Origin of the sequence: Sphingomonas pokkalii, from assembly GCF_003096275.1 — a bacterium.
Lineage (GTDB): Bacteria > Pseudomonadota > Alphaproteobacteria > Sphingomonadales > Sphingomonadaceae > Sphingomonas > Sphingomonas pokkalii.
This window is the reverse complement of the sequence record NZ_QENQ01000001.1, coordinates 4,152,391-4,171,419: the sequence shown is the minus strand read 5'-3', so window position 1 is coordinate 4,171,419 and position 19,029 is coordinate 4,152,391. Positions and strand designations below refer to the sequence as shown.

Genomic DNA, 19,029 nt, shown 5'->3' with positions numbered 1-19,029 from the left:
TAGCTGATGGGGTGGACGCCCCCCGACGGCATCGATGTGCCAAAGTGGAGGTGTTGATCACCACTTGAGGGAGGCGTCCGTGTCGGAAGTTAGCACAATCGGTCTGGATATCGCCAAGAGTGTTTTTCATGCACATGGGGCGGATGAGCGGGGTGTGATGGTGTTCAGCCGCAGGCTGACGCGGGGCAAGCTGCTCGAGTTCTTCGCGGTGCAGCGGCGGTGTACGGTAGCACTGGAGGCATGCGGCGGTGCACATCACTGGGCGCGCGAGTTGCAGGCGATGGGGTACCGTGTGCGGCTGATCCCGCCGGCGTACGTCAAGCCGTTCGTGAAGCGGCACAAGAATGATGCGATTGATGCGGAGGCGATCTGCGAGGCGGCGCAGCGTCCCGGCATGCGCTTTGTGGCAGTCAAGAGCGAGGAGCAGCAAGCGGCAGGGCTGGTGTTCCGCACGCGCGACCTGATCGTGCGCCAGCGCACCCAGCTCATCAACGCGATCCGGGGTCACCTGACCGAGTATGGCTGGGTGGCGCCGCGAGGCACGGCGCACATGACCCTGCTGGCCGAGATGCTGGAGGACGATGAGATGGCTTCGTCCCTGCCGGCTGAAGCGCTGCCGATGTTCAGGGTTATGGTCGACCTGCTGACCGAACTCGACAAGCGCCTTGCCATGCTCGATCGCGAGATCGCACGACGTGCAAAGGAGGACAAGGCAGCACGTCGGCTGATGACCATCCCTGGGATTGGGCCGATTGCCGCCACGGCAATCCTGGCACTTGCTCCGCCCATTGAGACGTTTGCCAAGAGTCGCGACTTTGCCGCCTGGCTCGGGCTTGCGCCACGACAGCACTCAACCGGCGGCAAGCAGCGCTTGGGCAGCATCTCGAAAATGGGGGAGCGAACCATCCGCCGATTGCTCATCATCGGGGGCAGCTCAGTGGTGCGGCAGGCGTGTCGCCGCGGTGCGCCTGCCGGCTCCTGGCTGGAGCGGATGCTCGCGCGCAAGCCGCGCATGCTCGTCTCGGTGGCGCTCGCCAACAAGATGGCGCGCATGGTGTGGGCGCTGCTGACCAGGAAAGAGGATTACAGAGCTCCGGCAGTGGCAGCGGCATAAAGCCGCGGCGGCAGCCAGAGGCGTCGGGGACGTAGGCGGATCGAAGGAGGGTATGGCACAACAGTCGGCGAGACGGGGCTGGAAGAACCAGTGATACGGCAGAGCGCTACCAAGCGCGATTAGCTGAAATGGATCCGGTCCGCGAACTCCCATACTGGCCCGCAGCTATGGCGCTGCTCATCGAGGCCGGACAGATGACAGCATCCGACTACGTGCCAACATTACCCCGATTTACCGCTTGCATCCGAAGGGGCGTCCACAGATGCCGTCTCCCTCAAGTGGTGATCAACACCTCCACTTTGGCACATCGATGCCGTCGGGGGGCGTCCACCCCATCAGCTAACCACCAAGATGCGAAATTCCCGCACCGGCGGCTCCCGCTCTGGAAGCTGTGCTCATTCCTCCCCCGGCGGGGGAGGGGGACCGGCAAAGCCGGTGGAGGGGTAGTCTCCGCGGGCGACAGCGACGATGTGGTGGATCGCAGCTCCCAGATCGGACAGGATGATCTGCGCGGGAATGCGGAGCACCCGAACGCCTTGCGCGCAAAGCCAGCCATCGCGGATCACGTCTCGCGCTGGCCGATCGTCCCGCGCGTGCGCTTCGCCATCGACCTCCACAGCAAGGTTGCGAGCCGGACAGAAGAAATCGAGGACATAGCTGCCCGCTGGATGCTGACGGCGAAAGCGCAAGCCTTCAGGACGGGTTCGAAGCGCCTGCCACAGGAGAAGTTCGGGCAAGGTCATCCGTCGGCGCAGATGCCGGGCAAAATCCTGCGTTTTCTTCGACCCGTGGAGCATGCGGAGACTACCCCTCCACCAGCCTGCGGCTGGTCCCCCTCCCCCTCCGGGGGAGGATCGAAGAAAGCATCATCCGCGAACCCGCGCAACGTCCGCTTCCCACCCCATTTTCAGGCATTCAGGCGCGCTGTCGAAGGCGTCCGTTTATGAGGTCAGGCCCCATAGCGAGATGACGTGATGTTGGCCCATCGTTATTGCCCTGCGGCGACCGCCGCGCCGATCAACGCACGAACATGGCGAGAATCGACCAGCGCAGGATCGCGCAGGCACAGATAGCGCCCCCGCCGCCCCTCCCCCCGCAGCAGCGCCGCCGGGTCGGGCAAGGCCGCGCCCGCGGCGAAATGGAGAAGAAGATTGGGCGGATCGACAACCAGCCGCAATACCGCGCCACCCCCCTGGGGCGGGGCATAGAAAAAGGTCCGCCGCTCCCCCGCACCGATTCCCGCTCGATCGCGCCGGGCCATAGCGTGTGCAGCAGCACCCGCGCGGCGGCGAGGCGGGCGGCGAGGTCCGCCGCCCGATCTTCCTTCCGATCAGATATCGTCGTCGGGCTCCGGGCCGGCCATCAGACCCTCGGCGACCTGGTCGGTACGCCCCCGGATCGCCGCTTCCAGTCGATCGCAAACCTCCGGATTCTCGCGCAGGAAGTTCTTTGCGTTCTCACGACCCTGGCCGATGCGAATGCTGTCGTAGCTGAACCACGCGCCCGCCTTCTCGACCAGCCCGGCCTTCACGCCGAGATCGAGGATCTCGCCAATCTTCGAAATGCCTTCGCCATACATGATATCGAATTCGACCTGCTTGAACGGCGGGGCGACCTTATTCTTGACGACCTTCACCCGCGTGGCGTTGCCGACGATTTCGTCGCGATCCTTGATCTGGCCGGTGCGGCGGATATCGAGGCGGACCGAGGCGTAGAATTTCAGCGCGTTGCCGCCCGTCGTCGTCTCTGGGTTGCCGTACATCACGCCGATCTTCATGCGCAGCTGGTTGATGAAGATCACCATGCAGCGCGAACGGCTGATCGAGCCGGTGAGCTTGCGCAGGCTCTGCGACATCAGGCGGGCCTGGAGGCCGACATGGCTGTCCCCCATCTCGCCTTCGATTTCGGCGCGCGGCACCAGCGCCGCGACCGAATCGACCACCAGCACATCGATTGCGTTCGAGCGGACCAGCGTATCGGTGATTTCCAGCGCCTGCTCGCCGGTATCGGGCTGCGAGACGATCAGTTCATCGATATTGACGCCAAGCTTCTTGGCATAGACCGGATCGAGCGCATGTTCGGCATCGACGAATGCCGCGACGCCACCATTTTTCTGCGCTTCGGCGATCACGTGCAGCGCCAGCGTCGTCTTGCCCGAGCTTTCCGGACCATAGACTTCGATCACGCGCCCGCGCGGCAGCCCGCCGACCCCGAGGGCGATATCGAGCCCGAGCGAGCCGGTGGAAATCGCCTCCACCTGCATCGTTTCCTTCGAGCCCAGCTTCATCGCGGAACCCTTGCCAAAGGCACGATCGATCTGCGCGAGGGCGGCGTCGAGCGCCTTCTGCTTGTCTGTGGAAAGGGCCATGTTGCCGTCGATCACCTTGAGAGATGCTGCCATTGGAAGAGCCCCGTCGCTAAAGGGTTTGTACACCAGGTTCAACTGTATTGGCATCCATGTATCGCATTTGTTCTTAGGGAACAAGAGCGGAACACACGGGAAGATTGCGGCGATGCGCCAGGCTGGCTAGCGGTGCGGAATGACCATGATCGTCGGCCACGTCTCCGCCCTTGCACGCTTTCCGGTAAAGTCCATGGCCGGCGAGACGCTGGCGATCGCCGAAATGGACTGGCAAGGCATTGAAGGGGATCGCCAATATGCCTTTGTCCGCGCGGCGAACGGAACCCGCTTTCCGTGGCTTACCGCACGCGAAGTGCCGGGGATGGTGCTGCACCGCGCCCGGTTCGCCGATCCCGCCGCGCCCAAGACCAGCGCCGTCGAAGTCGAGGCCCCCGATGGCGGCCTCCGCGCGCTCCACGATGCCGGGCTGCACGCGCACCTCGCCGAGGCGGCACGCGAGCCGGTGTCGCTGATCCAGGTGGCGCGCGGTGTGTACGATTCGATGCCGATCTCGCTCCAGACCAGCGCCGGCCATCGCGCGCTGGAGATCGCGCATGGCGGCCCGATCGATTCGCGCCGCTTCCGCATCAACGTGACGATCGAGAGCGAGCTGCGCCCCGAGCAATGGCAGGGCCGGCGCCTCGCCTTCGGCGACCCGAGCGAGGACGGCGCGATCGTGCATTGCGCCGACCCGATTCAGCGCTGCGTGCTCGTCACCATCGATCCCGAAACGGGCGCCAAGGACTCGACGATCCTGCGCACCGTGGCGCAGCGCTTCGGCGCCTGCTACGGGCTCTACTCGGCGCCGGCGCGACCGGGGCTGATCCGCGTCGGCGATCCGGTGCGCATCCTCGCCTGAAGCGGAGGGGCCGGCGCCCCTCCCCTTCCTTTACTTCCCCGCCTTGCCCGTCCACCGGTCCATCCAGCCGAGCACTTCGCCATACCATTGCAGCGAGTTCTTCGGCTTGAGCACCCAATGGTTCTCGTCCGGAAACACGACCAGCTTCGACGGGATATCGCGCCGCTGGAGCGCGGTGAAGGCGGCCAGTCCCTGGGTATAGGGAATGCGGAAATCCTTCTCGCCGGTAATCACCAGCTGCGGCGTCTTCCAGGCGGCGACATGGTTGACCGGGTTCCAGCGTTCGAACGCGGCGGGATCCTCATAATAGGCCTTGCCGCCATGCTCCCATTCGTCGAACCACAGTTCCTCGGTTTCATAGGCCATCGCGCGGGCGTCGAACACGCCGTCGTGCTGGACGATGCACTGGAAGCGATCCGGCCACTGGCCCTCGATCCAGTTCATCATATAGCCGCCATAGGAGGCACCGAGCGCGCAGGCCTTATCCTGGCTAAGGAAATCAAAGCGATCGGTTGCAGCCTTCAATCCTTTTTTGAGGTCCTCCAGCGGCCAGCCACCCCAGTTATTGCGGATCGCATCGGTAAAGGCCTGACCGTAGCCGGTCGAACCATGGAAATCGACGGCGACCACCGCATAGCCGGCGCCCGCAAATACCGCCGGGTTCCAGCGATAGGACCAGCTATTGCCCATGCTGCCCTGCGGACCGCCATGGACGATGAAAGCGACCGGCGCCTTGGCCCCCGATGCCAGTCCGGCCGGCTTGGCGACATAGCCCCAGACGGTATCGCCATTGGCCCCGCTGAAGCTGTAGCGAGTGACTTCGGGCATGGTGATGCCGGCAAGCTTCTCGGCGTTCACCGCCGTCAGCCGCGTGCTCTTCCTGCCCTTCAGCCAGTATAGATCGTCCGGCGCGGTGATGCTGTTCATCGCATAGACGAGGCCGCCCTTGGTCGGCACCACGGCGGAAACGCTGCCCTGTTCGGTCAACCGCTCGACCTTGCCGCTGGCCGCATCCACCGCGAACACCGGTTCTTCCTGGACGTCCTGCGCCGTGACGTAGATCGTCTTGGAATCGACACCCCAGGCGATCGAGGCGACCGAGCGATCCCAGTTCGGCGTCAGCGCGCGCACATCGCCGGTGACGAGGTTGCGCAGCATCAGCACCAGGCGATCCGCCTCATAGCCCGGCCGCCGCATCGCCGCCCAGGCGAGCCATTTGCCATCCGGCGACACCGCGGGAAACGTATCCGTCGCCGCATTGCCCGATGTGAGGTTGACCGGGGCCGAGGCGCCGTCGGCCGGCGCCGCGAAGATATCGAGATTGGTCGAGAGCGGTTCGATCCGCCCCGCCTCGCGCAGCGCGAAATACACCGTCTTGCCGTCCGGCGACCAGCTGACTTCCTCGACCCCGCCATAGGGCTTGGACGGCACATCGCCGATCAGCCCGCCGACGATGGCGACCCCCGCATTGTCGGCGCCGTTCGGCCCGAACGGCAGCACGAACAGCTGGGAGCGGTTGCCATCCGCCCAGTGATCCCAGTGCCGGACGAACAGCTGATCGTACACGCGGCCCGATCCTGCGTTCGCATCCTTCTTTTCCATTGCCGGCTGCAGGCTGGGCGCGCCGGGCTTGCGATCGGCCCAGATCAGCAGGCGGCGGCCATCCGGCGAAACCTTGAACCCATTGAACCCGCCGGGAATATGCGTGAGCTGCACCGGCGTGCCACCGGTGACGGCGACACCCCACACCGCGTCTTCCCCGCCCTTGTCCGACTGGAACCAGACGGTCTTGCCGTCGGCGGAGAATTGCGGCGCGGTTTCGTTGACCTCGGCTTCCGCCACCAGCTTCTGGGGCTTGGCGCCCTTTACGGACAGGTCCAGCCGCCAGAGATCGTAGCGGCCCTTGTTGGCCGCCAGATCGGTCTCTCGCTGCTGCCAGACGAGCCAATGCCCGTCCGGCGACACCGCGGGCGATCCGATGCGGGAAAGGCCGACGACATCCTGGATGGTGAGATCTCGCGCCGAGGCCGGCGCAGCGATGGCAGCGAGCGCGACGCTCGCGACGAGGAACTGCTTCATGGCCGGCACGATAGCCGGAAGGTAACGCCGGTTACAATCGCCCGTTCGCGCCCCGCGGCGATCAGCGCCCGCCCGTGATCCGGGCGATTTCGCGGGCGACGATCGCCTCGACGATCTCGGGCAGGTTCTGATCGAGCCAATCGCGCAGCATTGGCTTGAGCATTTCGCGCACCAGGCCTTCCAGCGTATCCGATCCCGGCACCTGCGGCTTGATCACCAGCCGCGACAGGATTTCGAGCTTTTCGCGGCTCGCCTCGGCAACGCGGTCCGAAAGAATGGGATCAACCGCCGACGCCGCTGCCAGCGGCGCTTCGGCCATCGGCTCGTTCAGCTCCAGCACGTCTTCATGCGGTACGGCGTCGAGCGGGACAGCCGCCGGCACATCCCGCGGATCGGACGCGCCCCCGAGCGGCCGCCCACGACCGGCGGCGCCGGGTTCGTCATCGGCGATGATCCGTTTGATCGATGCGAGGATCTCCTCCATCGACGGCTCGCTGCTGGCAGTCCCCATCGCGTCCATCCTGGCGTTCGAGCGGTACGAGCAGCCTCAATCAGGGATTCTGCCGGTCGCTGTCAACCGGACGCTGGAGAATGGGATCGAGCGGCTGGCCCACCACCTCCGGCGTCTGGGGCGGTGTGCTCCGGGTGCTGGTCGCGACCGGCATGGGCGTCTTGTCATCGCGCCAGTCGTTGATGCGGTTACGGACGCGCTTGTAGTTCAGCGCCGGATCGTAGAGCTGCCCCGCCTCGAAATTGAGGTCCCTGGCCTGCGCGCGCCCCATGGCGGCAAGCAAGGTGAAGCCGGCGACATAGGCGTCGCGTTCCGCAGTGACATACTGGACCTGTGCGTTCAGCAGTTCCTGCTCGGCGTTGAGGATATCGAGAATGGTGCGCGTGCCGACGCTGTTTTCGGCGCGCACGCCTTCCAGGCTGAGCTGGTTCGCCTGCACGGCGGTGCGCGAGGATTCGATCACGCGGAGCGCAGCCTGATAGCTGGCATAGGCAGACCGCGCCTGCGCGATCACGCCGCGTTCGGTGAGCGTGACCTGCTCGATCGCGGCGCCTTCGCGCGCCTGGGCCTGGCGCACCTGCGCAGCCGGGCGGCCCGCCTGAAACAGGGGCATCGTCAGCTGCACGCCGACGGTGGCGTTGGTCGTGGTATTCGGAACCGCCGCAGCGCCACTGCCGACGCTGGCGATAGAGCCGAGATAATTGGTGTAGGTGCCACCGGCCCCCAGGCTGACCTGTGGCAGGCGCCCGGCCTGCGCAACCCGGGTGTCGTAGCGCGTGGCATCGCGCGCGAGCTGGGCCGCTTCAAGGAACGGATTGTTGGCGAGCGCGACCTGTTCGGCGGTCTGCACGTCCTCCGGCAGATTCGGCAGCGGCGGCGGCGGCGCGAGCACGCCCGGCGGCGTCCCGACGACCCGAATATAGGTCTCACGGCTGCCGATCAGCTGTGCCTCGGCGCTGCGCAGCTGGGCCTGGGCGAGCGCCAGCCGAGCTTCGGACTGCGCCACATCGGTGCGGGTCAGATCGCCGACCTCGAACCGGTCGCGCGTTGCCTGGAGGTTCACCTCGAGGACGTGGACATTTTCCTGGTTGAGCCGGACGACCGATTCATCGCGAATAACGTTGAGATAGGCCGTGACGGTCTGGGTGAAGATGTCGGCCTCGGTCCCGCGTAGATTGGCGCGGCCGGCATCCACCCGCACCTCGGCGGCGTGAACCGAATTGCGAATTCGGCCGCCGCTATAGATCGGCTGCGTCAGGTTCAGCCCGAACTGCGCCTGGCGCGTCGGCGTAAACGCGTTGGAGGCAGTATTGTACAGGCTGTCGCTGGCACTCCCGTTCGCGGTGAAGCCGGGCAACCCCTGCGAGCGCGCGATCGGAACATTCTCGTCGTTGGCACGCTGGTTCGCGCGTTGCCCCTGCAGATCGGGATTCGTCGCATAGGCCTGTGCGAGCGCATCCTGCAGCGTCGTGGTCGGCGTGGCCGTCTTGGCGCCGGGCGAAGGCACGTCCTGCCGCCCGCTTGGCGCGGTCTGGGCTAAGGCTGGCGCCCCGATGGCAACGAGGCTCACACTAAAGAGCAAGAAGTTCAGTCGCATGAGCCCCGTCTTTAAGGTTAAAAGGTAAATTTTCTCGGCTTGTCGAAGCCCGGCAGGCGGGCAACTTCGATATCCATGAAGTCCGCCAAGCCGAATCCCCCTTCGGTACGACGGCCAAGGGCGAGACGCGTGACACCGCGATCGACCACGCCGGTGGCGATGCGGCCACCCGGCTTCACCTGATCGATGATCGCCTGCGGCAACGCTTCCACGGCACCGTCGATGACGATCAGGTCATAGGGCGCACGCCCCGCCCAACCGGCATTCAGCGGCCCCTGCACCAGTTCGACATTCGCCGAACCGGCCAGCCCGCCGCGCGCAATCGCCGCGAGCGAAGGATCTTCCTCCAGCGCGATGACCGACTGCACCAGCTGCGCGAGCACGGCCGCGCCATAGCCGCCGGCCGCGCCGATCAGCAGCACATGATCGGTCGGCTGCAGCACCGATTCCGTGAGCAGCCGCCCAAGCACCAGCGGCGCATTATGCTGGCGGCCATTGCCCAGCGGCAGGAGCGAATCGCGATAGGCGATTGCCCGATGCTCGGCGGGGAGAAAGGCCTCGCGGGGAATGCGCGACATCGCCGCCACCACACGAGGATCGTTCACCGCGTTGGTACGCAGCTGGCTTGCCACCATGGCGTGGCGCATCGCTTCGAAACGGGGCGCTTCGACGGGCGCAGGGTCGACCAGAAGGGTCATCATCACTCCGCTTGTCGCACAACTGTTTTAGCCGTGCAATACACTTGTTGCTATCTCTGTGGCTTGTATCGCGGTGCAACGGCCGCGCCAAGCGACCGCAACGTTATTTTGAAACGATGTTGACATTCCCCCCATGCCCAAGGCATTGGCCGCGCCTCACCCAAGGATGGCCCGATGGCGGAGTGGTGACGCAGCGGACTGCAAATCCGTATACGCCGGTTCGATTCCGGCTCGGGCCTCCAGTGATCCTACCCGCACCCTTTTCTTCCAGCCCCCGTCGAGCGGGGACCGGCTGAGTCCGCGCCGTTCCGGCCGCGCTGCGCCGGGGTGGCAGCCAGAGCGCGATGACATCGCGCCACCCCGCCCTAACGAAGCAACGCCAAGGGTACGGCCGCCGCCATCGCACGATAGCCGGCGATCGACGGATGCAGCCCGTCGCCGCTGTCATATGCCTTGTGCAGCCGGGCGGGATCGGCCGGATCGCGCATCGCCGCGTCGAAATCGATCACCGCATCGAAATTGCCCGGCGTTCGGATCCAGCGGTTCACCGCCTGGCGATCCGCCTCGTTCTGCGCATCGGGATGATAATAGCCGGACGCGGCATAGGGCATGATGGTGCCGCCGATCACCTTGATGCCATGCGCATGGGCGCGGGCGACGATCTGGCGATAGGCATCGATCATCCGGGCAACCAGCACGGCATGGGCCGCGGGCGAGACCGGGCCGTCGCGGGTCAGCGTGCCGAGATCGTTCACGCCTTCCACCACGATGACATGGGTGACGCCCGGCGGCGTGAGCACATCCCGATCGAACCGCGCCAGCGCGTTCGGCCCCAGCCCGTCGTTCAGCAGCCGGTTGCCGCCGATCCCGGCATTCAGCACCGCCACCTCGGCCAGGCCGGGTGCCGCCTTCAGCCGGGCCTGCAGCGCATCCGTCCAGCGGGCATTGGTGTTCGGCTTCACACCATAGCCATCGGTGATCGAATCGCCGAACGCCACCACTGCACGGGCGTGCGGCGCGAGCGCCTCGATCCCGGCGATCTGGTACCAATGGTCGGCCGTCTTCGCCCCCGGCAGATCGGCAGCGTCGCCATGGCTGCCATGGACGACATAGGAGGTCGCCCGCGATCCGGGATGGCCCGTCTGCACGCCCGGCGGACCGGCAAGGTGGAAGGAGATGGCAAGGTCCGCGGCGCCGCGGATCTTCACATCCACCGGGTCGCTCCAGTAATCGGCGCCGGCAGGGATCGTCACCGTGCCGCTGCCGCCGAAGCGCAGCGGGCGCAGCGACGCCGGATCGATCGCGGCACGGGCCGGATCCAGCGCAAGGGCGACCGTCGCGCCGTCGATGGTCAGCGGCGCGGAACCGAAGCGATTGGTGAGCCGCACGCGCAATCGGGCGGTCGACACCGGCACCCGTACGATCTGGCGGAGCGTGGCATCGGCAAGATCCTCGCCGGGAAGCGCATTCTGCCCTTCCGCGACCAGCTGCGCCGTCGCCCAGATCGCAGCCCAGCGCTCGCCGGGCGCCGCATGTGCACTGGCCACCAACGCCAATGCCAGCGCGGCACCGCCGACCCATTTCCGCATACCGCCTCTCCTCATTCTCATTGGTATCGCTACCATACCGCCCGATGCGCAGGCGACAAGCCATCAAGAGCCAATGTGCGCCGCAGGTGATATTGCAACATGCCCAGCTGCGGCATAGTCGGCAGCTTCTGCTTTCGAAGGACATTAGATGCGCGTCGCCCTGCTCGCCTGCACTGCCCTGTTGGTTCCCGCCGCCGCCCTGGCCCAGACGCCCCAACCGGAGGGCAAGCTGCCGGACGTCGCCACGCCGGCGGCCTATCGCCTCGATTTCACCATCCTGCCCGAGCGGGAGCGGTTCAGCGGCCATACCGAGATCGATGTCGATCTGAAGCAGCCTGCCAGCGCGATCTGGATGCATGGGCGCGACCTGCGCGTGAACAAGGCGACGGCGCAGATCGGCACCAGGCGCATCCCCGTGCATTTCACGCAGAAGAGCGCCACCGGCCTGGCCCAGATCGATTTCGGCGCCACCGTGCCCGCGGGCCGCATCACGCTGCGCTTCGATTACGATGCGCCGTTCGGCCGGACGACGTCCGGCATGTACCACCTGAATATCGCCGATGCGTGGTACAGCTGGAGCCAGTTCGAATCGATCGACGCGCGCGCCGCCTTCCCCTCGTTCGATCAGCCCGGCTACAAGACGCCCTTCACCGTTTCGATCACCACCCATCCCGGCTTCGTCGCGGTCAGCAACGCGCCGCAGGTCCGCACCGAGAAGCGGGGCACGCTGGTGAAGCATCAGTTCGCCGTCACCAAGCCGCTGCCGACCTATCTGGTCGCCCTCGTCACCGGGCCTTTCGCAACGACGCACGCGACCATCGCACCGACCCCGGAACGCAAGGATCCGATGCCGCTCGGCGTTGTCGGCACCAAGCCCAATGCCGGGCAGATGGCGTTCGCCCGCGACGAATCCGGCAAGATCGTCGCGCTGCTGGAACGCTATTTCGGCCAGCCCTTCCCCTTCCCCAAGCTCGATCAGATCGGCTCGCCGATCATGCCGGGCGCGATGGAGAATGCCGGCGCCGACATCTATGGCGACGACATCCTGTTCCTCGACGAATCCGCCTCCACCGAACGGAAGCAGGAATTCGGCATGGTGGTGGCGCACGAACTGTCGCACCAATGGTTCGGCGACCTCGTCACGCCCGCCTGGTGGGACGACATCTGGCTGAACGAGAGCTTCGCCAACTGGATGGGCTATCGCATCGGCAACGAATGGCGACCCGATCTGGAAATGGGCGTGAACGCCATCGAGGAGGCATTCGAGGCGATGGCGGTCGACTCGCTCGCCTCGGGGCGCCCGATCCATGCCCCCATCCTTCGCGACGGCGATATCGATGCGGCATTCGATCAGATCACCTATGGCAAGGGCGGCCAGGTGGTGGCGATGATCGCCGACTATATGGGCGACGAACGGTTCCGCGACGGCGTGCGCCTGCACATGCAGCGCCATGCCTATGGCAACGCGACGACGGACCAGTTCTTCGCATCGCTGGCCGATGCCGCCCATGATCCACGCGTGCTCGCCTCGCTCAAGAGTTTCGTCGACCAGCAGGGCGTGCCGCTCGTCACGCTGCATCGCGAGGGCGACCGGCTGACCGCCAGCCAGTCGCGCTTCGCCTATTTCGGCACCAACCTGCCGGCGCAGCAATGGCTGATCCCGCTGTGCCTGCGCCGCGGCGAGACCAGAAGCTGCACCCTGATCGACCGGCCGAGCGAGGCGATCGAGGCCAAGGGCAGCGGCGTGATCGTTCCCAACGCAGGCGGCTGGGGCTATTACCGGTTCGAACTGGATCCCGCGGACTGGGACGCCCTGATCGCCGCCGGCCCCACGCTGCCCCAGGGCGAGGCGCTGGCGCTGGACGACAGCGTCTGGGCCAGCTTCTATGCCGGGCGCAGCGATGTCGCGCGGCCGATCGCGCTGGCACGGGCGATGGCGGCCTATCCGGCCAGCAAGATCGTTTTCGACAATGCCAATCGCCTGCGCGGCCTGGAAGCACGCGGCCTGCTGACGCCGGAAGCGCTGCCCGCCTATCGCAAGCTGCTCGTCGATCTTTACGGCCCGATGCTCGCCAAGATCGGCTTCGATCCCAAGGCCGACGCCCACGCCGCCGACAATGCCGACCGGCACGAACTTCGCAACCGGCTGCTCTCGCTGCTCGTCTTTTCCGGGCAGGATGCGGCGTTGCGCAGCAAGCTGCTGGCAGCGTTCGACGCCTGGGTGGCGGGCGACGGCCAGGCCCTCGATCCGCAATATGCGTCGATGGCGACGGCGGTGGCGATCAACGAACGCGGCCTGGACTTTGCCAAGGGCCTGATGGAACGCGCGCTCGCCGGCAACGGACCGGTGCATCGCAACGTCGTCGCCCAGGGCATCGGCCAGGCCGGCCGCGCCGATGTCGCGCGCTGGTTCCTGAACGAATTCAAGGACGGCCGCCTGAGCGGACAGGCACGCGCCGGGGTCGTCGCCGGCTTCTTCCAGTCCCCCTACACGCGGGACATCGCCAGTGACGCGATGCTCGCCCATTTCGACGCGATGATGAAGGAAAGCGGCAGCGCAGGCATCTTCGCCAATCGGGCCGTCGCGATGTTCGGCGGGCTCTGCTCCGATGCGCAGGCGGACAAGGTCGACGCCAAGCTGCGGCCCACGATCCAGGGCAGCACCCTGGCACTCGATCGCGCCCTGGACGGCATTCGCACCTGCGCGCGCTTCCGCGAAGCAAAGGCCGCCAGCGTCAGCGCGGGCGTGATCGCGGCGAAATGACCGGCGGGCGGCGGCGCCCTTGCCGCGCCGCCGCCCCGCGCCTCACGCCGCCGCCAGCGAGTAATCCGTGTAGCGTTGGCGGATTTCCATCTTCAGCAGCTTGCCGGTGGCCGTGTGCGGCAACGCATCGACGAAATGAATCTCGTCGGGCAGCCACCATTTGGCGACATGCGCCGCCAGATGCGCCTGGATCTCCTCCGCCGTCACCGCGCTGCCGGGCTTGCGGACCACCAGCAGGATCGGGCGTTCCTCCCAACGCGGATGATGCACGCCGATCGCCGCCGCCTCGGCGACGCCGACGCAGCCGACCGCGCAATTCTCCAGCTCGACCGAGCTGATCCACTCGCCGCCGGACTTGATCACGTCCTTGGCGCGATCGGTGATCTGCATCACGCCGTCCGGATGCAGCATCGCAACGTCGCCGGTGTCGAACCAACTGTCGGCATCGACCGCCGGCCGTTCCTCGCGATAATAGGTATCGATCACCCAGGGCCCGCGGACCTGCAGCCGCCCCGCCGTCTTCCCGTCGCGCGGCAGCACGTTGCCGGCATCATCGACCGTGCGCAGCTCGACGCCATAGGGCACCCTGCCCTGCTTCACCACCTGATCGACCTGCGCGTCGAACGGGAGGGCATCGAAATCGGGCGACGGCGCCCCCATCGTGCCGATCGGGCTGGTCTCGGTCATGCCCCAGGCGTGGTTGACCCGCATCCCCATCTTCATCAGCCGCTCGATCATCGCGCGGGGCGCCGCCGATCCGCCGATGGTGACGATCTTGAGGTGCTTCGGCGTCTCCCCCGTCGCGTCGATGTGCTGGAACATCGCGAACCAGACGGTGGGCACGCCCGCCGAATGCGTCACCTTCTCCCGGTTCATCAGCTCGCACAGCACCTTGGGATCGTTGATCGCGGAGAAGACCATCTTCGCCCCCACCGCCGGCGCCGCCCAGGGCAGCCCCCAACCGACCGCGTGAAACATCGGCACGATCGGCATCGCAACAGACTGGGTCGACAGGTCGAACACCGCCGGCTGCAATTCGGTGAGGGCGTGGATCACCGTCGAGCGATGGGTGTACATCACCCCCTTCGGATTGCCGGTGGTGCCGCTGGTGTAGCAGAGCATCATCGGCTCGCGCTCGTCCCCCGTCACCCAGGCATAGGCGCCGTCCTCGACACCGATCCAGGCTTCGAACCCGTCGGGACCGAGATCGTCGAAGCAGATATAGCGCTCGATCGTCGTCCATTGCGGCTTGAGCCGCTCGACGACGGCCTCGAACATCCGGTCGTAGAGCAGCACCCGATCTTCGGCATGGTTGGCGATATACGCCAGCTGATCGTCGAACAGCCGTGGATTGATGGTGTGGATCAGCGCGCCCATGCCGGTTGCGCCGTACCAGGCGACCAGATGCCGGCTGTGGTTCATCGCCAGCGTCGCGACCCGATCGCCCTTGCGGATGCCGAGCCGCTCCAGCGCCTGCGCCATCCGCCGCGCATCGTGCGCGATGCCGGCCCAGTTCGTCCGCGTCTCGCTGCCGTCCGCCCAGCGCGTCACGATCTCGCGGGGACCATGTTCCCGCGCCGCGTGATCGAGCAGCGTAGATACCCGAAGTTCGAAATCCTGCATGCCGCCCAGCATATGCCTCTCCATTGCGTGGCTGTTTGGGCGCAGGATACGCCTTCGGGGAGCGAAGTCGAGAGGGTGGAACGTTACGTTCCGTTTCCGGAAGGCGGCGTACCGGAACCTCTGCCCCTCTTCCCTCCGGGGAGGGGGAGGGGCCCGCTGCCGGAGGCAGTGGGAGGGAGAGGGGGCGATTTGCCCGGCAAATCGCGCGGCGCTGTGCGCCGCGCACCCTCTCCAAGCTGCGCTAGGCGCTCACGCGCCAAGCTTCGCTATCCTCTCCCTCGAGGGAGAGGAAAAGTAGAAACTCACGCCGCCGCCTGCAGCTTCATGCTCGCCGGCATCAGCGACGCCGCCTGGACGCCCGGCATCCCCTCGATCCGCGCCGCCAGTTCGGTATCGAGCCGGAAGCCGCGGCCGAGCATCACGGTCGCCTCGCCGCCCTCGATCGGTGCATGGAGCAGGATCTCGCCCCGCCCACCGCCGCGCAGATCTCCGACCAGCGCGGCCAGTTGCGCCGGCACGGTCGGATCCTCGATGCGGATCTCCAGGATCAGCTGGGTGGTGCCCGCCAGCGTGTCGAAGGGCTGCACCCGCTTCACCGCCGCGCGCGGCGTATCCTCGCCGGGGCGCTTGTCGAGCTCCAGCGTCAGGATCGCGCAGCCGGTGCCGTTGGCGCAGGCTTCCATGTCCTTGGCGATCAGCTCTTCGAAGCACGAGGTCTGGATCTGCGCGCTGCGGTCCGAGATCGTCGCCATCAGATAGCGGTTGCCCCGCGCCGAGGTGCGGTAACGGCAATCCTCGATCAGCGCCGCGATCTGGGCATTGACCCGCGCGCCCTCGGGGATCTGCATGTCCGGGAGCGAGGCGATGTCGCGCACGCCCTGGCCGCGGAACAGATGTTCGTAGCGGTCCAGCGGATGCGCCGAGAAATAATAGCCAAAGGCATCCTTCTCGGCGTTGATCTTGTCGGACATCGACCAGACGGCATCCTTGGGCACGGTGATCCCGCCGCCCGCCGGCTCGGCATCGCCGAACAGCCCGCCCTGCCCGCTCATCCGGCTGGCATGGTCGCGCTGGGCGACCGCGAGGATCGTCTCGGCGGCGGCATGCACGCCCGCGCGATTGGGCTCGATGCTGTCGAACGCGCCCGCCGAGGCCAGCGTTTCCAGCTGGCGCTTGTTGAGCACGCGCGGATCGACCCGCTTGGCGAAATCGTCGAGGCTGGCGAAGCGCCCGTTCTTCTCGCGCTCCTCGACCAGCAGCTCCATCGCCCGCTCGCCCACGCCCTTGAGCGCGCCGAGCGCATAGCGCACCGCCAGCCCCTCGCCATGGGGCTGCACGGTGAAGTCGGCCTCGCTCGCGTTGATGTCGGGCGAGGTCGCCTCGATGCCCAGCCGCCGCATGTCGTCGGCGAACACCGCCAGCTTGTCGGTCTGGTGGATGTCGTACGCCATCGAGGCGGCGAAGAATTCGTGCGGATGGTGCGCCTTGAGCCACGCGGTCTGATAGGCGAGCAGCGCGTAGGCGGCAGCGTGCGACTTGTTGAAGCCGTAGCCGGCGAACTTGTCGATCAAGTCGAACAGCTCGTTGGCCTTGGCCGCCGGAATGTCGTTCACTTCCTTGCAGCCCTTGACGAAGATGCTGCGCTGGGCATCCATCTCCGCCTTGACCTTCTTGCCCATCGCGCGCCGCAGCATGTCTGCGCCGCCCAGCGTATAGCCGGCGAGGATCTGCGCGGCCTGCATCACCTGTTCCTGGTAGACGAAGATCCCGTAGGTCTCCTTCAGGATCGGTTCGAGCAGGTCGTGCGGGTAGATGATGGGCTCGCGGCCCGCCTTGCGCGCGCCGAACATCGGGATGTTGTCCATCGGCCCCGGGCGATAGAGCGAGACGAGCGCGACGATGTCGCCGAAATTGGTCGGCCGCACCGCGGTCAGCGTGCGGCGCATCCCTTCGGATTCGAGCTGGAACACGCCGACCGTGTCGCCGCGCTGGAGGAGTGCATAGACGCCCTCGTCGTCCCAATCGAGCCGATCGAGGTTCACGTCGACGCCGCGCTTGGCGAGCAGCACCACCGCCTTCTTGAGCACCGACAGCGTCTTGAGGCCGAGAAAGTCGAACTTCACCAGCCCCGCGCCTTCGACATTCTTCATGTCGAACTGGGTGACCGGCATGTCCGAGCGCGGATCGCGATAGAGCGGCACCAGCTGCGCGAGCGGGCGGTCGCCGATCACCACGCCGGCGGCGTGGGTCGAGCTGTGGCGCGGCAGGCCTTCCATCCGCATCGACAGGTCGACGAGGCGCTTCACATCCTCCTTGTCGCTATATTCGGCGAGGAACTCGCTCACGCCGTTCAGCGTGCGCTCCAGCGTCCAGGGGTCGGTCGGGTGGTTGGGGATCTGCTTGGCAAGACGATCGACCTGGCCATAGCTCATCTGGAGCACGCGGCCGACGTCCTTGATCACCGCGCGCGCCTTCATCGTCCCGAAGGTGATGATCTGCGCGACGTGATCGCGGCCGTATTTCTCCTGCACATAGCGGATCACTTCGCCGCGCCGGGTTTCGCAGAAGTCGATGTCGAAGTCGGGCATCGAGACGCGTTCGGGGTTGAGGAAGCGTTCGAACAGCAGTCCCAGCTTGAGCGGATCGAGATCGGTGATGGTCAGCGCCCAGGCGACCGCCGAGCCCGCGCCCGAACCACGCCCCGGCCCCACCGGAATGTCGTTCGACTTGGCCCATTGGATGAAGTCGGCGACGATCAGGAAGTAGCCCGGGAACCCCATCTGGATGATGATGTCGAGCTCGAACTGCAGGCGCTGGTTGTACACCTCCACTTCCGATGGATCGGTGACGCCGGCGAAATCGAGTCGGTCCTTCAGGCCCTGCCAGCTCCGCTCGCGCAGCATCGCCGCCTCGCCCTCGCGGTCGCCGGCGAGGCTGGGCAGGATCGGCTTGCGCTTGGGCGCCGCATAGGCGCAGCGTTGCGCCACGACGAGGGTGTTCTCGATCGCCTCGGGCAGGTCGGCGAAGCTGGTCTTCATCGTCTCGGCCGGCTTGAGCCAGGCCTCGGGCGAGGAGCGCGGGCGGTCGTCGGTCTCGAGATAGGTCGAGTTGGCGATGCACAGCATCGCGTCATGCGCGTCGTAGAAATCGGCGTCGGCGAAACAGGCCGGGTTCGTTCCCACCAGCGGCAGGTTCCGCGCATAGGCGAGCTCGATCAGCTTGTCCTCGGCCCGGGTCTCCACCTCGTTGTTGCGGCGGGCGATTTCGACATAGAGCCTGTCGGGGAACAGCGCCTCGAGCTGCGCAACATAGGCCTCGGCGGTCTTGTCCTGCCCCTCGGCATAGAGCCGGGCGATCGCGCCCTCGGCACCCGCGGTCAGGCAGAGCAAGCCGTGGGTATGCCCGGTGAGCGCCGCGAAGGGGACATGCGCATCCTCCTCGATCGGGCGATCGAGATGCGCCTGCGAGACGAGGTGGCAGAGATTCTCATAGCCGGTCTGGTCCTGCGCATAGAGCGCCAGCCAGTCGATCGGCACGTTGAGCCCTTCGGCGACGTTCGAGCGCTTCACCGCCAGCAGCGTGCCGACGATCGGCTGGACGCCCGCCTTCTTGGCAGCATCCGAAAAGCTCATCGCGGCATAGAGGCCGTTGCGATCGGCGACGGCGATGGCGGGGAAACCGTGGTTCTTGGCGTGCTTGGCGATCGCCTTGGGGTCGATCGCCCCTTCGAGCATGGTGTAGCAGGAGAAAACCCGAAGCGGGACGAAACCGGAATGCGCCATGCCCGAACCTAG

General features: G+C 66.4%; 13 protein-coding genes and 1 tRNA gene. 4 read left to right on the top strand and 10 right to left on the bottom strand.

All coding sequences use genetic code 11. From position 1 onward, the window contains the following. The first annotated feature begins 79 nt into the window (after nt 1-79). Nucleotides 80-1,114, top strand: a complete 1,035-nt coding sequence (locus DD559_RS19275; RefSeq protein WP_116471037.1) for an IS110 family RNA-guided transposase — start codon at nt 80-82, stop codon at nt 1,112-1,114. 395 nt (nt 1,115-1,509) lie between these two features. Here the strand turns inward: DD559_RS19275 and DD559_RS19270 are convergent, their stop codons facing one another. From DD559_RS19270 to recA, 3 genes are all read right to left on the bottom strand, one after another. Further along, nucleotides 1,510-1,911 carry an endonuclease domain-containing protein gene (locus DD559_RS19270; RefSeq protein ID WP_116470603.1) on the bottom strand — a complete coding sequence of 134 codons (402 nt, stop codon included), beginning with the start codon at nt 1,909-1,911 and terminating at the stop codon, nt 1,510-1,512. Nucleotides 1,912-2,102: 191 nt separating this feature from the next. Continuing rightward, entirely contained in the window at nt 2,103-2,375 is a 273-nt protein-coding gene (locus DD559_RS19265) for a hypothetical protein (protein ID WP_240610347.1), read from the bottom strand. Between the two features lie 69 nt (nt 2,376-2,444). Further along, entirely contained in the window at nt 2,445-3,515 is a 1,071-nt protein-coding gene (recA, locus tag DD559_RS19260) for a recombinase RecA (RefSeq protein ID WP_116470602.1), read from the bottom strand. Between the two features lie 139 nt (nt 3,516-3,654). Between recA and DD559_RS19255 the strand changes: the two genes are divergently transcribed. Beyond that, a complete protein-coding gene (locus DD559_RS19255) occupies nt 3,655-4,374 on the top strand; it encodes an MOSC domain-containing protein (protein ID WP_116470601.1) in 720 nt (239 codons plus the stop codon). Between the two features lie 30 nt (nt 4,375-4,404). Here DD559_RS19255 and DD559_RS19250 read toward each other — a convergent pair whose 3' ends face one another. From DD559_RS19250 to DD559_RS19235, 4 genes are all read right to left on the bottom strand, one after another. After that, nucleotides 4,405-6,453 carry an alpha/beta hydrolase family protein gene (locus DD559_RS19250; protein ID WP_116470600.1) on the bottom strand — a complete coding sequence of 683 codons (2,049 nt, stop codon included), beginning with the start codon at nt 6,451-6,453 and terminating at the stop codon, nt 4,405-4,407. Between the two features lie 61 nt (nt 6,454-6,514). Further along, on the bottom strand, nt 6,515-6,964 hold the full coding sequence (locus DD559_RS19245; RefSeq protein ID WP_206364544.1) for a DUF2497 domain-containing protein: 450 nt from the start codon (nt 6,962-6,964) through the stop codon (nt 6,515-6,517). A gap of 40 nt (nt 6,965-7,004) precedes the next feature. Further along, nucleotides 7,005-8,561, bottom strand: a complete 1,557-nt coding sequence (locus DD559_RS19240) for a TolC family outer membrane protein (RefSeq protein WP_116470599.1) — start codon at nt 8,559-8,561, stop codon at nt 7,005-7,007. A gap of 17 nt (nt 8,562-8,578) precedes the next feature. Next, the gene (locus DD559_RS19235) at nt 8,579-9,262 is read right to left on the bottom strand and encodes a protein-L-isoaspartate O-methyltransferase family protein (RefSeq protein WP_116470598.1); all 684 of its coding nucleotides are present in this window, start codon (nt 9,260-9,262) and stop codon (nt 8,579-8,581) included. Nucleotides 9,263-9,427: 165 nt separating this feature from the next. Between DD559_RS19235 and DD559_RS19230 the strand changes: the two genes are divergently transcribed. Next, nucleotides 9,428-9,501 (top strand) — tRNA-Cys (locus DD559_RS19230). Between the two features lie 123 nt (nt 9,502-9,624). Here the strand turns inward: DD559_RS19230 and DD559_RS19225 are convergent. Next, entirely contained in the window at nt 9,625-10,848 is a 1,224-nt protein-coding gene (locus tag DD559_RS19225) for an SGNH/GDSL hydrolase family protein (RefSeq protein WP_116470597.1), read from the bottom strand. A 148-nt stretch (nt 10,849-10,996) separates the two neighbouring features. On the opposite strand from DD559_RS19225, the gene DD559_RS19220 reads away from it, so the two are divergent. After that, complete coding sequence (locus DD559_RS19220; protein WP_116470596.1) at nt 10,997-13,612, top strand: M1 family metallopeptidase; 2,616 nt, start codon at nt 10,997-10,999, stop codon at nt 13,610-13,612. Between the two features lie 42 nt (nt 13,613-13,654). Here the strand turns inward: DD559_RS19220 and DD559_RS19215 are convergent, their stop codons facing one another. Then, nucleotides 13,655-15,247: a long-chain fatty acid--CoA ligase gene (locus DD559_RS19215; protein ID WP_206364543.1), complete on the bottom strand. Its 1,593-nt coding sequence runs from the start codon at nt 15,245-15,247 to the stop codon at nt 13,655-13,657. A gap of 290 nt (nt 15,248-15,537) precedes the next feature. After that, nucleotides 15,538-19,017 (bottom strand): DNA polymerase III subunit alpha, encoded by a 3,480-nt coding sequence (gene dnaE / locus DD559_RS19210; RefSeq protein ID WP_116470594.1) that lies wholly within the window; start codon nt 19,015-19,017, stop codon nt 15,538-15,540. Nucleotides 19,018-19,029 lie beyond the last annotated feature (12 nt).